The sequence below is a fragment of the Halomonas nitroreducens genome (assembly GCF_003966155.1).
GTDB classification, from domain to species: Bacteria; Pseudomonadota; Gammaproteobacteria; order Pseudomonadales; family Halomonadaceae; genus Halomonas; species Halomonas nitroreducens.
In genome coordinates, this window is the sequence record NZ_RXNS01000002.1 from 91,092 (window position 1) to 105,399 (window position 14,308).

10 protein-coding genes are annotated in these 14,308 nt (G+C 69.8%); 7 read left to right on the top strand and 3 right to left on the bottom strand.

Features of this window, described 5'->3' with window-relative positions; all coding sequences use genetic code 11:
• Positions 1 to 189 precede the first annotated feature (189 nt).
• The 6 genes from hutI to EKG36_RS02390 all read left to right on the top strand — a co-directional run bounded on the left by hutI (position 190) and on the right by EKG36_RS02390 (position 8,859).
• Complete coding sequence (hutI, locus tag EKG36_RS02365; RefSeq protein WP_126480652.1) at positions 190 to 1,407, top strand: imidazolonepropionase; 1,218 nt, start codon at positions 190 to 192, stop codon at positions 1,405 to 1,407.
• Positions 1,397 to 2,356, top strand: coding sequence for a formimidoylglutamase (gene hutG / locus EKG36_RS02370; RefSeq protein WP_126480654.1), 960 nt, complete (start codon positions 1,397 to 1,399; stop codon positions 2,354 to 2,356). The genes hutI and hutG overlap by 11 nt, the downstream gene beginning before the upstream one ends.
• A 55-nt stretch (positions 2,357 to 2,411) precedes the next feature.
• Entirely contained in the window at positions 2,412 to 4,091 is a 1,680-nt protein-coding gene (gene hutU, locus EKG36_RS02375) for a urocanate hydratase (protein WP_126480656.1), read from the top strand.
• Between the two features lie 124 nt (positions 4,092 to 4,215).
• Complete coding sequence (gene hutH, locus EKG36_RS02380; RefSeq protein WP_126480658.1) at positions 4,216 to 5,748, top strand: histidine ammonia-lyase; 1,533 nt, start codon at positions 4,216 to 4,218, stop codon at positions 5,746 to 5,748.
• A gap of 254 nt (positions 5,749 to 6,002) precedes the next feature.
• Complete coding sequence (locus EKG36_RS02385) at positions 6,003 to 7,349, top strand: Na+/H+ antiporter family protein (protein WP_126480660.1); 1,347 nt, start codon at positions 6,003 to 6,005, stop codon at positions 7,347 to 7,349.
• Positions 7,350 to 7,524: 175 nt separating this feature from the next.
• Positions 7,525 to 8,859, top strand: a complete 1,335-nt coding sequence (locus EKG36_RS02390) for a Na+/H+ antiporter family protein (RefSeq protein ID WP_126480662.1) — start codon at positions 7,525 to 7,527, stop codon at positions 8,857 to 8,859.
• 128 nt (positions 8,860 to 8,987) lie between these two features.
• Here EKG36_RS02390 and EKG36_RS02395 read toward each other — a convergent pair whose 3' ends face one another.
• Both EKG36_RS02395 and hrpB read right to left on the bottom strand, forming a co-directional pair.
• Positions 8,988 to 9,443, bottom strand: a complete 456-nt coding sequence (locus EKG36_RS02395) for a YchJ family protein (protein WP_126480664.1) — start codon at positions 9,441 to 9,443, stop codon at positions 8,988 to 8,990.
• Between the two features lie 85 nt (positions 9,444 to 9,528).
• On the bottom strand, positions 9,529 to 11,970 hold the full coding sequence (gene hrpB / locus EKG36_RS02400) for an ATP-dependent helicase HrpB (protein WP_126480666.1): 2,442 nt from the start codon (positions 11,968 to 11,970) through the stop codon (positions 9,529 to 9,531).
• Between the two features lie 177 nt (positions 11,971 to 12,147).
• Between hrpB and EKG36_RS02405 the strand changes: the two genes are divergently transcribed.
• A complete protein-coding gene (locus tag EKG36_RS02405; protein ID WP_126480667.1) occupies positions 12,148 to 13,524 on the top strand; it encodes an NCS2 family permease in 1,377 nt (458 codons plus the stop codon).
• A 55-nt stretch (positions 13,525 to 13,579) separates the two neighbouring features.
• Here EKG36_RS02405 and EKG36_RS02410 read toward each other — a convergent pair whose 3' ends face one another.
• A complete protein-coding gene (locus tag EKG36_RS02410) occupies positions 13,580 to 14,263 on the bottom strand; it encodes a TetR/AcrR family transcriptional regulator (RefSeq protein WP_126480669.1) in 684 nt (227 codons plus the stop codon).
• Positions 14,264 to 14,308 lie beyond the last annotated feature (45 nt).

Consider the following 14,308-nt stretch of genomic DNA (forward strand, 5'->3'; position numbering starts at 1 on the left):
TATAAATCAATCGCCGTGGCTTCGCCCACCCGATAAACATCTTATCTTTCTGTTTTTAAACAACTTGTTATATCGAAAAAGCATCCTTGGATGCTTCGCAATGTCCGCAAGGCGTTCTCGCCGCGAGGGGTGACGCGACGCGAGAGTTCGGCTAGCATTTGTATATACAAAGCAACCGGAGACCTTCTCATGACTCAGGCAACGCCGACCCGCCTGCTCTGGCGCGACGTCACCGTCTTCGACGGGCTGGCGACGCGGCCCGAGTCCATGGCGGTCATCGTCGAGGGGGAACGCATCGCCCGACTGATCCCGATGCCGCAGCTCGACGCTGAGCTCGCCCACGGCTGCCGGGACATGGGCCGCGGCGGGGTCATGACCCCCGGCCTGGTGGACTGTCATACCCACATCGTCTTTGGCGGTGGCCGTGCCGGGGAGTTCGAGGCGCGCCTCGAGGGAGCCAGCTACGAGGAAATCGCCCGCCGAGGCGGCGGCATCCTGAGTACCGTGGCGGCCACCCGCGAGGCCGATGAGGACGCCCTGTTCGCCGCCGCCCTGCCCCGCCTGGAGGCGATGCTCGCCGACGGCGCGACCACCGTGGAGATCAAGTCGGGCTACGGCCTCACGGTGGCCGACGAGCTGAAGATGCTGCGTGTCGCCCGCCGTCTGGGCGAGGCCCTGCCGGTGCGGGTCGTCACTACCCTGCTCGGCGCCCACGCCCTGCCGCCGGAATACCGGGATGCCCCCGACGCCTACATCGACCTGGTCTGCGAGGCGATGATCCCGGCCGCGGCCGCGGAGGGCCTGGCCGATGCCGTCGATGTCTTCTGCGAGACGATCGCCTTCTCGGTCGCCCAGTGCGAGCGGGTCTTCCAGGCGGCGAAGGCCCATGGCCTGCCCATCAAGGCCCATGCCGAGCAGCTCTCGAACCTCGGCGGCAGCGCCATGGCGGCACGCCACGGCGCCCTGTCCGCAGACCATGTCGAATACCTGGACGAGGCCGGGGTCCAGGCCATGCGCGAGGCCGGCAGCGTGGCGGTTATCCTGCCCGGCGCCTACCACACCCTGCACGAGACCCAGGCGCCGCCCATCGCCGCCCTGCGGCGTGCCGGCGTGCCCATGGCCGTCGCCACCGACGCCAACCCGGGCAGCTCGCCGCTGTTCATGCCGACCCTGATGCTCAACCTGGCCTGCACCCTATTCCGGCTCACCCCGTCGGAGGCACTGGCCGGCATGACCGCCCATGGCGCCGCGGCCCTGGGCCTCGGCGAGCTGGGCCGACTCGCCGAGGGCGCCCCCGCCGATCTCTGCGTGTGGAACCTCGACGCGCCCGCCGAGCTGGCCTACGCCGTCCAGCCGGGGCGTCTGCGCCAGCGGGTCTTCCAGGGAGCGATCAGCCATGACATCTAAGCGCAGCCTCCCAGCCGCCATCGACATGGCCCCGTGGCAGGGCCGCACCGATCCGGAACCGGACAGCGAGCGCTGGCACCAGTGCATCCGGCCCCTCGAGGCCGGCGACACACCCGGTGCCGTGCTGGTCGGCTTCGCCAGCGATGCTGGCGTGGCCCGCAACCAGGGACGTCCCGGCGCCGCCGCGGGCCCCTCGGCCATTCGCCGCGCCCTGGCCCCGCTGGCCTGGCACCGCGAGGGCCCTGCCTTCGATGCCGGCGACGTGACCTGCGAGGGCGACGCCCTCGAGACCGCCCAGGACGCCCTGGCCACACGCCTGGCCCCGCTGCTCGATGCCGGCCACCTGCCCATCGTGCTGGGCGGCGGCCATGAGGTGGCCTACGCCAGCTGGTCGGGCCTGGCCCGGCATCTCGAGACGCGGGAAGACGCGCCGCGCATCGGCATCATCAACTTCGATGCCCACTTCGACCTGCGCGACCCGACCCAGGTGCGCTCCTCCGGCACGCCCTTCGCCCAGATCGCCGAGCAGTGCCGGGCCCGAAGCTGGCCCTTTCGCTATGCCTGCCTGGGCGTCAGCCGGGCCGCCAACACCCGCGCGCTGTTTCGCCGCGCCGAGGCACTCGACGTGCTGGTTCGCGAGGATCGCGAGTTCGATGCCCGCCGGCTCGACGCCCTCCAGCGCGATCTGGAGCGCTTCATCGCCCGCTGCGATCACCTCTATCTGACCATCGACCTCGACGTGCTGCCCGCCGCCGAGGCGCCGGGGGTCAGCGCCCCCGCCGCTCGCGGTGTGTCGCTGGCCCTGCTCGAGCCGCTGCTCGAGGTGATCCGCGACAGCGGCAAGCTGCGCCTGGCCGACCTGGCCGAGCTGAACCCCGATTTCGACCTGGACGCCCGCACCGCCAAGGCCGCGGCCCGGCTCGTCCATCTCCTGACCCTGAACGGCTGAACCGGCACCCCGGCCGTCAGCCCCCTTACCGCGAGACCCAGCGAGGAATCCAAGCATGTCCCCTACCGACCAGCGTCACGATCCCAGCCGCCAGATCGCCGCGCCCACCGGCAGTGAACTGTCCTGCAAGAGCTGGCTCACCGAAGCGCCGCTGCGCATGCTGATGAACAACCTGCACCCGGATGTCGCCGAGCGCCCCGAGGACCTGGTGGTCTACGGCGGCATCGGCCGCGCCGCCCGCGACTGGGAGTGCTACGACAGGATCGTCGAGACCCTCCAGCGCCTGGAGGACACCCAGTCGCTGCTGATCCAGTCCGGCAAGCCGGTGGGCGTCTTCGAGACCCACAAGGACGCGCCCCGGGTGCTGATCGCCAACTCCAACCTGGTGCCGGCCTGGGCCAACTGGGAGCACTTCAACGAGCTGGATAAGAAAGGCCTGATGATGTATGGCCAGATGACCGCCGGCTCCTGGATCTACATCGGTTCCCAGGGCATCGTCCAGGGCACCTACGAGACATTCGTGGAAGCCGGCCGCCAGCACTACGCCGGCGACCTCACCGGCCGCTGGATCCTCACCGCCGGCCTCGGCGGCATGGGCGGCGCCCAGCCCCTGGCCGCCACCCTGGCCGGCGCCTGCTCGCTGAACATCGAGTGCCAGCAGTCGCGCCTCGACTTCCGCCTGCGCACCCGCTACCTGGACGAGCAGGCCGACGACCTGGACGACGCCCTGGCCCGCCTCGAGCGCTATACTGCCGAGGGCCAGGCCATCTCCATCGGCCTGTGTGCCAACGCCGCCGACGTGCTGCCGGAACTGGTCAAGCGGGGCGTGAAACCGGACATGGTCACCGACCAGACCAGCGCCCACGACCCGCTGCACGGCTACCTGCCGTCCGGCTGGAGCTGGGACGACTACGTGGCCCGGGGCGAGTCCGAGCCCGAGGCGGTGGTCAAGGCCGCCAAGCGCTCCATGGCCGTCCACGTGCGCGCCATGCTCGACTTCCAGGCCCAGGGCATCCCGACCTTCGACTACGGCAACAATATCCGCCAGATGGCCCTCGAGGAAGGCGTCGACAACGCCTTCGACTTCCCCGGCTTCGTGCCGGCCTACATCCGCCCGCTGTTCTGCCAGGGCATCGGCCCCTTCCGTTGGGCGGCGCTGTCCGGCGACCCCGAGGACATCTACAAGACCGACCAGAAGGTCAAGGAGCTGATCCCGGACGACCCGCACCTGCACAACTGGCTGGACATGGCCCGGGAGCGCATCAGCTTCCAGGGCCTGCCGGCGCGCATCTGCTGGGTGGGCCTCAAGGACCGCGCGCGTCTCGGCCAGGCCTTCAACGAGATGGTCGCCAACGGCGAGCTCAAGGCGCCGGTGGTCATCGGCCGCGACCATCTGGACTCCGGCTCGGTGGCCAGTCCCAACCGCGAGACCGAGGCGATGATGGACGGCTCCGACGCCGTGTCCGACTGGCCACTGCTCAACGCCCTGCTCAATACCGCCGGCGGCGCCACCTGGGTGTCGCTGCACCACGGCGGCGGCGTGGGCATGGGTTACTCCCAGCACGCCGGGGTGGTGATCGTCGCCGACGGCAGCGATGACGCCCACGCCCGCCTGGGCCGGGTGCTGCGCAACGACCCGGGCACCGGCGTCATGCGCCACGCCGACGCCGGCTACGACATTGCCCGGCGCTGCGCCGTCGAGAACGGCCTCGACCTGCCGATGGTCAACCAGTAACAGCGTCTTCCCCTACGGACCGCCGGGGCAAGACGCGCCGGGGTCGGTGGACGCGCAGGGGCCTGCCCCTCGCCACGACCGGCCCCGGCCAGGTTCCGACCCGGCACAGTCAAGGAACTTTCCCATGAACCATCTCGAGATCCATCCCGGCCAGATGACCCTGGCCCAGGCGCGTCGAGCCTTCGAGGCCGCCGTGAACGTCAGCCTCCCCGAGAGTGCCAATGCCGACATCCAGCAGGGCGTCGACTGCGTCAACCGGGTGGTCGAGGAAGACCGCACCGTCTACGGCATCAACACCGGCTTCGGCCTGCTGGCCCAGACCCGCATCGACAAGGACCACCTCGAGGACCTGCAGCGCTCCCTGGTGCTGTCACATGCCACCGGCGTCGGCGAGCCCATGAGTGACGACCTGGTGCGGCTGATCATGGTCCTCAAGGTCAACAGTCTGGCCCGGGGCTTCTCCGGCATCCGCCGCGAGGTGCTGGACGCCCTGGTGGCCCTGGTCAATGCCGGGGTCTATCCGCATATCCCGCTCAAGGGCTCGGTCGGCGCCTCCGGCGACCTGGCCCCCTTGGCCCATATGAGCGTGGTGCTGCTCGGCGAGGGCAAGGCCCGCCACCGCGGCGAGTGGCTGCCGGCCAGCGAGGCGCTGGCGGTCGCCGGCCTCGAGCCGCTGCGGCTGGCGCCCAAGGAGGGCCTGGCGCTGCTCAACGGTACCCAGGTGTCAACCGCCTACGCCCTCAAGGGCCTGTTCGAGGCCGAGGACCTGTTCGCGGCGGCCACGGTGTGCGGCTCATTGACCGTGGAGGCGACCCTGAGCTCCCGCTCGCCCTTCGATGCGCGCATCCACGAGGTACGCGGCCAGCGCGGCCAGATCGACGCCGCCGGCGCCTATCGCCACCTGCTGGACAACCGCAGCGAGATCAGCGATTCCCACGCCCACTGCGGCAAGGTCCAGGACCCCTACTCTCTGCGCTGCCAGCCCCAGGTGATGGGCGCCGCCCTGACCCAGCTCCGCCAGGCCGCCGATGTGCTGGCCGTCGAGGTCAATGCAGTCTCCGACAACCCCCTGGTGTTCGCCGAGCAGGGCGACATCATCTCCGGCGGCAACTTCCACGCCGAGCCGGTGGCCATGGCCGCCGACAACCTGGCGCTGGCCATCGCCGAGATCGGCTCGCTCACCGAACGCCGCGTCTCGCTGATGATGGACAAGCACATGTCCCAGCTGCCGCCCTTCCTGGTGGAGAACGGCGGCGTCAACTCCGGCTTCATGATTGCCCAGGTCACGGCCGCCGCCCTGGCCAGCGAGAACAAGGCCCTGGCCCACCCGCACAGCGTCGACAGCCTGCCCACCTCGGCCAACCAGGAAGACCACGTGTCCATGGCGCCGGCTGCCGGCAAGCGCCTGTGGGAGATGGCCGACAACGTGCGCGGCATCCTGGCCATCGAATGGCTGGCTGCCTGCCAGGGGCTGGACTTCCGTCAGGGCCTCGCGACCACCGAGGCGCTGGAGGAGGCCCGCCAGGCGCTGCGTGAGCGCGTCGCCCATTACGACCAGGATCGCTTCTTCGCCCCGGACATCGAGGCGGCCAGCGAGCTGCTGGCCAAGCGCACCCTGAGTCGCCTGGTGCCCGGCGAGCTGCTGCCCAGCCACTGAGGCCACTCTCTACTCCCGCTCGTCCCCGGCTGGGGGCGGGAGGCCTTAAGTGCCTTTCCATGGGTCGAGGGAGATGAGCGCCGGGGACAAGGCGGAGCGAGGGTCTTTTGACCAGGGACGGCAAAAGTAGCGCCCATGGAAGGGTCTACAGCGCCCTCGCGAAGGCTTGGCGCCGGGACAGCTCATCCCTTGCGCTGGGATAAAGGCCATCAACCCGATATCCAACAACAATTCCGCTCTTCCAAGGACCCTTCATGAATGCAGTCGTCCTGGCCATCCTGGTGATGGTCACGCTGAGTCTCGCCCGCGTTTCCGTGGTCTTCTCCCTGATCGTCGCCACCCTGGTCGGCGGGCTCTATGCCGGCATGCCGATCAGCGAGATCATGGATGCCTTCAATGACGGCCTGGGCAACGGCGCCACCGTCGCCATCTCCTATGCCGTGCTCGGCGCCTTCGCCGTGGCCCTGTCGCGCTCGGGAATCACCGAGCTGCTTTCCCGAAAGGCCATCGCCGGCCTCAGGCTCGATGAAGGCATCCCCAACCGCCGGCTGATCAGCTTCGGCCTGCTGGGTATCCTGCTGGCCGCCGCCGTGAGTTCCCAGAACCTGATCCCGGTGCATATCGCCTTCATTCCGGTGCTGGTGCCGCCGCTGCTCAAGCTGATGAACCACCTCAAGCTCGACCGCCGCGCCGTGGCCTGCGTGATCACCTTCGGCATCACCGCGCCCTACATGCTGCTGCCGGTGGGCTTCGGCTCGATCTTCCTCCACGACATCCTGCTCACCAACATCAACGAGAGTGGCGCCGGCCTCGGCCTCGAGGTATCCGCGAACATGGTGCCGATGGCCATGATCGTACCCATCGGCGGCATGGGAGTGGGACTGCTGGCCGCCCTGCTGTTCAGCTATCGCGGCCAGCGTGAGTACCGGGACCTGGACCTGGCCCACGGCGACGAGAGCCAGGCCCAGGCGGCCGGGCACCTCAAGCCCTGGCAGCTCGGCGTGCTGGCCATTGCCCTGGGCGGCACCGTGGCCACCCAGCTGGTCACCGGCTCCATGGTGCTGGGCGGCATCTTCGGCTTCGCCCTGCTCTCGGTGAGCGGCGTCTTCCGCTGGCACGAGCAGGACGGCATCTTCACCGAGGGCATGCGCATGATGGCGCTGGTCGGCTTCATCATGATCTCGGCGGCGGGCTTCGCCAGCGTCATGCAGGCCAGCGGCCAGGTCGAGACCCTGGTGACGAGCTCCACCGAGCTGATCGGCGACAACAAGGGCCTGGCCGCCCTGGTGATGCTGCTCGTCGGGCTGTTCATCACCATGGGCATCGGCTCGTCCTTCTCGACCATCCCGATCATCGCCTCGCTCTACGTGCCGCTGGCCATCAACTTCGGCTTCTCGCCGATGGCCACCATCGCCCTGGTCGGCACCGCCGCCGCCCTGGGCGACGCCGGCTCCCCGGCCTCGGACTCCACCCTCGGCCCCACCGCCGGCCTCAACGCCGACGGCCAGCACGATCATATCTGGGACAGCGTGGTGCCGACCTTCCTGCACTACAACATCCCGCTGATCGCCTTCGGCTGGCTCGCCGCCATGACCCTCTGAGACGCGCCACGCCCGGCCTGCCCGCGGGCAGGCCGGTCATGTCCCTGCCTCCTTCGCTCGATCACGGCAAGCGGCTCGCAAGCGGGCAACGGATGCCGACTGGCACCCAGCCACAGCGCCGTTACAATGTGCGGCTTTGCAGATGTCACGCCCACTCTCCGAGCAAGGACCCCACATGAACGCCATCGTGCTCTCCATCCTGATCATGGTCACCCTCAGCCTGATGCGGGTCTCCGTGGTCTTCGCGCTGATCGCCGCCACCCTGGTCGGCGGCCTCTATGCCGGCATGCCGATCGGCGAGATCATGGACGCCTTCAACGACGGCCTGGGCAATGGCGCCACCGTGGCCATCTCCTATGCCGTGCTCGGCGCCTTCGCCGTGGCGCTGTCGCGCTCCGGCATAACCCAGCTGCTTTCCCGGAAGGCCATCGCCGGGCTGCATCTCGACGAGGGCATCCCGCACCGCCGGACCATCGTCTTCACCCTGCTTGGCGTGCTGCTGGCCTTCGCGGTGAGCTCCCAGAACCTGATCCCGGTGCATATCGCCTTCATCCCGGTGCTGGTGCCGCCGCTGCTCACGCTGATGAACCACCTCAAGCTCGACCGCCGCGCCGTGGCCTGCGTGATCACCTTCGGCATCACCGCGCCCTACATGCTGTTGCCCGTGGGCTTCGGCTCGATCTTCCTCCACGACATCCTGCTGACCAACCTCAACGACAACGGCCTGGACGTCACCGCAGGCATGGTGCCGACGGCCATGGTGGTACCCATCGCGGGCATGGCGCTGGGCCTGGTCGTCGCCGTGCTGCTGAGCTATCGCGGCAAGCGGGACTACGAGGATCGCAACCTGGCCCACGGCGACGAGACGCCCGCCGAGGCCGCCCGACACCTCAAGCCCTGGCAGATGGTCGTGCTCGCCCTGGCCCTGGTCGGCACCGTGGTGGTGCAGCTGCTGAGCGGCTCCATGGTGCTCGGCGGCCTGTTCGGCTTCGCCCTGCTCTCGGTGAGCGGCGTCTTCCACTGGCACGAGCAGGACAGCATCTTCACCGAGGGCATGCGCATGATGGCCCTGGTCGGCTTCATCATGATCTCGGCGGCGGGCTTCGCCAGCGTCATGCAGGCCAGCGGCCAGGTCGAGACCCTGGTGACGAGCTCCACCGAGCTGATCGGCGACAACAAGGGCCTGGCCGCCCTGGTGATGCTGCTCGTCGGGCTGTTCATCACCATGGGCATCGGCTCGTCCTTCTCGACCATCCCGATCATCGCCTCGCTCTACGTGCCGCTGGCCATCAACTTCGGCTTCTCGCCGATGGCCACCATCGCCCTGGTCGGCACCGCCGCCGCCCTGGGCGACGCCGGCTCCCCGGCCTCGGACTCCACCCTCGGCCCCACCGCCGGCCTCAACGCCGACGGCCAGCACGATCATATCTGGGACAGCGTGGTGCCGACCTTCCTGCACTACAACATCCCGCTGATCGCCTTCGGCTGGCTCGCCGCCATGACCCTCTGAGCCCGGGCTTCGCCCGGGAGCTTTAAGCCATAAGCTTGAAGCTGTAAGAAGAGACAACCCCGCCGGGGGTTGAACTGCCCTTAATAGTGGGACATTTCATTCAGCCGGCGGGGGCGCTCGCGACCGGGCTAGCCGCGCAAGCAGCAGGCCTTGCCCTTCTTGCCACTGCCGCAGGGGCAGGGATCGTTGCGCCCCGGCTTGAGGCGCGTCACCGAGGGGGCCCCATCCACGTAGAACCAGCGCCCCGCCTCGCGGCGAAAGCGCGAGTGCTCTTCCAGCACGCCCCAGCGCCGCCCCTCCCGGAAGGTCGCGCGAAAGTGCACCGTCCCCTCATCGCCCGACTCGCCATGCTCGAGGATCTCCAGGCGCACCCACTGGGTCGGGCCGTCGTCCGGCAGAGACGCCGGCCGCGTCTCGGACGCCCAGCTACTCAGCAGGTAGTCGGCCAGGCCCAGGGCGAAGGCGCTGTAGCGCGAGCGCATCAGGGCCTCGGGCGTCGGCGCCGGTTCGCCGTCGTGGTAGCGGCCGCAGCAGGCGGCGAGCGGCCGGCCGCTGCCGCAGGGACAATCATGGCGTATCGTCATCGGGTGATGGTGTCCATAGTCGCTGTGAGTTACTGCCCCAGGCTCACCGAGAACTCGACGAGCGCAGGCACTGTTCGGACATGGCCTAGCGGCGCTTGGTGCGCGCGGTGGCCTCGGCCGACCAGGGGTTCTCTGGCCAGGGATGCTTGGGGTAGCGGCCGCGCATGTCCTTGCGCACCTCCGGATAGCCGTTGGCCCAGAAGCTCGCCAGGTCCGCGGTCACCTGCAGCGGCCGCCGTGCCGGGGACAGCAGGTGCAGCAGTGGTGCGACCCGCCCGCCGACCAGCCGCGGCGCCTCGCGCCAACCGAACACCTCCTGGAGCTTGACCGCCAGCACCGGCGTCTCGCCCCGGTAGTCCAGGCGAATCCGCGAGCCGCTGGGCACCGCCAGGTGGGTCGGCGCCAGCTCGTCGAGCCGCGAGCGCAGCGACCAGTCGAGACGATCGAGCAGGATGCGGGCGAACGGCAGTCGCTCCACCGCCTCGAGGCGCGTCAGCCCGTCGAGGTAGGGGCCGAGCCAGGCCTCGAGGTCGTCGAGCAGGGCGGCATCGGACCAGTCGGGCCAGGGCTCGCCCAGCTCGCGGCGCAACAGGGCGACCCGGCCGCGAAGCTGCTCGGCGGCCTCGTCGAGGGGCAGGCGCTGGCGGCGTCGCAGCGCCGCGAGCAGCGCCCGGCGCACCGCCTCCGGTGGCAGCTCGTGCAGGGGCCGTCGCTCGAGCACCACCGCCCCCAGGCCGCGCCGGCGCTCTCCGACCAGCCGCCCCGCCTCGTCGGACCACTCCAGGTGCTCGTGCCACTCCCCGGCCTCGGGATGCAGGGCCGGCAGGCGCTCCGACTCGAGGACCGCGGCGCGGAATATCCGCCCGCCGCCGGCCTCGCCGTCGAGGGCCACCGCCACCAGCAGCTCGGCGTGGGCCAGGGGGTGGTCGCCGGGCAGGCTCGCCTGGCCGCCGCCGGCCAGCCGGAAGCGCCCGGCGTCGAGCCGCTGGGCGATGCGCTCGGGCCAGGCCAGGGCCAGCAGCTCGCCCAGCGGCGCCAGGCTCGGGGCCTCGAGCCGACAGCCCATGCGGCTCGCCAGCCGCCGGGCGTCGCGCTGCCAGGTGCGATCCTCGCCGGGGGCGGCGAAGCGCCGCTCGAGCGCGGCGGCCAGGTCCCGCTCGTCATCGGCGTCGCGGCCCTCGAGCAGCGCGGCGAGCCCACAGGCCAGGCCCTTCGCCTCGAGTTCGCCGGCCCGCTCGAGCATCACCGCCAGGCGCGGATGGGTGGGCCAGCGGGTGCAGGCTCGGCCAAGCGACGTCAGCCGATGCCCGGCATCCAGCAGCCCCAGACGCGCGAGCAGTTCACGCCCGGCGGCCAGCGCCGCCGCCGAGGGCGGCGTGACCCAGGTCAGAGCCGCGGGATCGCTGATCCCCCAGCGTGCCAGTTCGAAGGCCAGCGGTGCCAGGTCGGCCTGGTGGATCTCCGGCTCGCGGTCCGGGGCCAGCGGCTGCTCCTCGGCCCACAACCGATAGCAGACGCCGGGACCCTGGCGACCGGCCCGGCCGCGGCGCTGGTCGGCGCTGGCCCGGTTGACGCGTCGGGTCTCCAACCGGGTGAGCCCGGTGCGGGGCTGGAACACCGGCAGCCGCTCGCGGCCGGCATCGATGACCAGCCGCACCCCGTCCACGGTCACGCTGGACTCGGCGATGGCGGTGGCCAGCACCACTCGGCGGCGTCCCTGCGGGTCCGGGCGCAGCGCCCGCCGCTGGGCCGCCAGGGGCAGCCGGCCGTGCAGCTCGTGGACCGCGACGTCAGGCAGACGCTCGGCCAGGTGCCCGGCCAGCCGGCGGATCTCGCCGACCCCGGGCAGGATCACCAGGGCGTCGCCCTCGTCGGCCGCCAGGGCCTCGGTCACCACCGTCGCCTGGTGGCGGGCCGCGTCGTCCCGGGCCCGGGGCGGCCGGTAACGGGTCACAACCGGGTGCTGCCGCCCCGGGCAGTCGATCACCGGGGTGGCCTCGCCGAGCACGGCGGTGAGCGCGGCCACGTCCAGGGTTGCCGACATCACCAGCAACCGCAGGTCGTCGCGCACCGACTGGGCGTCCAGGGCCAGCGCCAGCCCCAGGTCTGCCTCCAGGCTGCGTTCGTGGAACTCATCGAAGACGATCCCCGCCACGCCCTCGAGCAGGGGATCGTCCTGGAGCATGCGCGTCATCACGCCCTGGGTCACCACCTCGAGGCGCGTGGCCGGCCCCACCCGGGACTCGCCGCGCATGCGGTAGCCCACCGTCTCGCCGACCGCCTCGCCCAGGGCCTCGGCCATATAGCCGGCGGCCAGCCGCGCGGCCACGCGGCGCGGCTCCAGCAGCAGCAACCGCCCGCCATGGCACCAGTCGGCGCCGAGCAGCGCGAGCGGCACCCGGGTGGTCTTGCCGGCCCCGGGCTCGGCGACCAGCAGCGCCCGCGAGTGGCTGGCCAGGGCGGCCAGGATCTCGCCCAGCCGCGCCTCGATGGGCAAGGCCGTCGGCGAGGCGTCCTCATCGTTCATGGTGGCATCGGTCTCCCATGGTGGCGTATCGGCACCCGCTTAATCGTATACAAAAATCACTCTGACTGTTGCCTAGTCACGGTCTTGTTGACTAGTCTTGAAGCGCCGACAACCTGACCAAAAGGTCAGGTTGCCAAAAAATCCGTCCCATGCCGACCAACAACAAAGGTAAGACGCATGCAACAATCCTCCTCTGCCCGCCCCGCGGACGTCACGGCGGGCGATGTCCCGCAGACTTCCCAGGCCCCGTGGCTGGACACCTATTTCGGTGTCAGTCGTCGCGGCTCCACCCTCAAGACCGAGATCCTGGCCGGCATCGCCACCTTCCTGGCCGGCATGTACATCATCGTGGTCAACCCGGCCGTGCTCTCCGACGCCGGCATCCCCTTCTCTGCCGCCCTCTCGGCCACGGTGCTGATCAGCTTCATGAGCAGCCTGGCCATGGGCCTCTATGCCCGCAACCCCATCCTGGTGGCGCCGGGCATGGGCATGAACGCCCTGTTCACCTATACCCTGGTGCTGGGCGCCGGCCTGACCTGGGAAGTGGCCCTGGGCTGCGTCTTCTGGTCCGGGGTGATGTTCGCGGTGCTGGCCATGTTCAACGTGCGCCGCGCGATCATCGAGGCCATCCCGCTGTCGCTGCGCTACGCCATCACCTGCGGCATCGGGCTCTTCATCACCTTCATCGGCCTGCAGAATGCCGGCTTCATCGTCGGCAGCGACGCCACCCTGGTCACCCTCGGCAACATGGACGCGAGCCTCGCGACCTTCTTCATCGGCCTGGTGGCCACCGGCGTGTTCGTGATCCTGCGCTTCAACGGCGCGCTGATCATGGGCATCGCCCTGACCACCCTACTGGCCGCGCCCATGGGCCGCCTGTGGGGCGACGAGGTCATGGTCGCCTGGAACGGCCTGGCCGCCTGGCCCGACTTCGGCGCCGTGATGCAGGTCGATATCGTCGGCGCCCTCAAGGTGGCCTACCTGCCGTTCATCTTCGTGATGCTGTTCACCAACTTCTTCGATGCACTGTCCTGCTTCATGGCCCTGTCGGAGTCGGCGGACCTCAAGGACCAGGACGGCAACCCGCGCAACCTGAAGCGCTCCATGACGGTGGATGCCTTCGCCTCGATGATCGCCGCGCCGCTGGGCACCAGCGCCGCCCAGACCTTCATCGAGTCCGGCGCCGGCGTGGCCCAGGGCGGGCGCACCGGCCTGGTGGCCGTGGTCATCGCCCTGCTCTTCCTGCCCTTCCTGTTCCTCTCGCCGCTGCTGTCGCTGGTCCCCGGCATCGCCACCGCTCCGGCCCTGGTGCTGGTGGGCCTGTTCATGATGGCGCCCATCGGCAAGATCGACTGGCAGCACTTCGATCAGGCCCTGCCGGCCTTCCTGGCGATCATCCTGATGCCGCTGACCTACTCGATTACCCTCGGCATCGCCTTCGGCTTCATGAGCTTCGTGCTGATCAAGGCCGCGACCGGACGAATCGCCGAGATCAAGCCGGCGATGTGGGTCTCCGCGGCGCTGTCGGTACTGATGCTGCTCACCGCTCAGTAGGCAGGGACAGCCGTCGGCGCGGGCGGCAGGCGATCATCTCGCCGCCCGCGCCGGGTCAGGAATGCACCGGCTGCCCATGCGGCGCGGCCGCCTGATCGGGATGGCGAACCCCGCAGCCCTTGATGACCACGCGGGTCAGGAAATCGGTGATGCGCTCCAGGTCGTCGTCGCTCAGCGCCTCGCGGCCGGTGATGCCCAGCACCTGGGCCTCGAAGTCGGCGTAGTGCTGGGTGGAGGACCAGATCAGGAAGATCAGCCAGATCGGGTCGACCGGATCCATCAGGCCCCGGTCGGCCCACTCCCGGAACACCGCGGCACGGCTCTGCACCCAGTCGCGCAGCTCGCCGCTCAGGTACTCCTGCAGGAAGGGGGCCCCGCCGAGAATCTCGCTGGCGAACAGTCGCGATCCCTCGGGATGACGCCGCGACATCTGCATCTTGGAGCGGATGAAGGCGGCGAGCACCTCGGCCGGGTCGTCCTCCGCGGAGATGTCGTCGAGCATCATATTCCAGCGTTCCATCATCCGCTCGAGCAGGCGGACATAGAGCTTGCGCTTGCTGCCCATGTAGTAGAGGACATTGGACTTCGGCAGGCCCGCCTGCTCGGCGATCGCCTGGAGGCTGGTGCCCCGGTAGCCATGCCGGGCGAAGACCCGCTCCGCCGCCGCCAGGATCGCCTGCTCGTTACGCCGGCGGATGGCGCCGCCTTCCTGTTCGCTTAGCTGTTCTGCCTTGGCCATGGGCCCTCGCTGTTCGATCCGCTCATGGGGCGAAAGCTTGCCTGA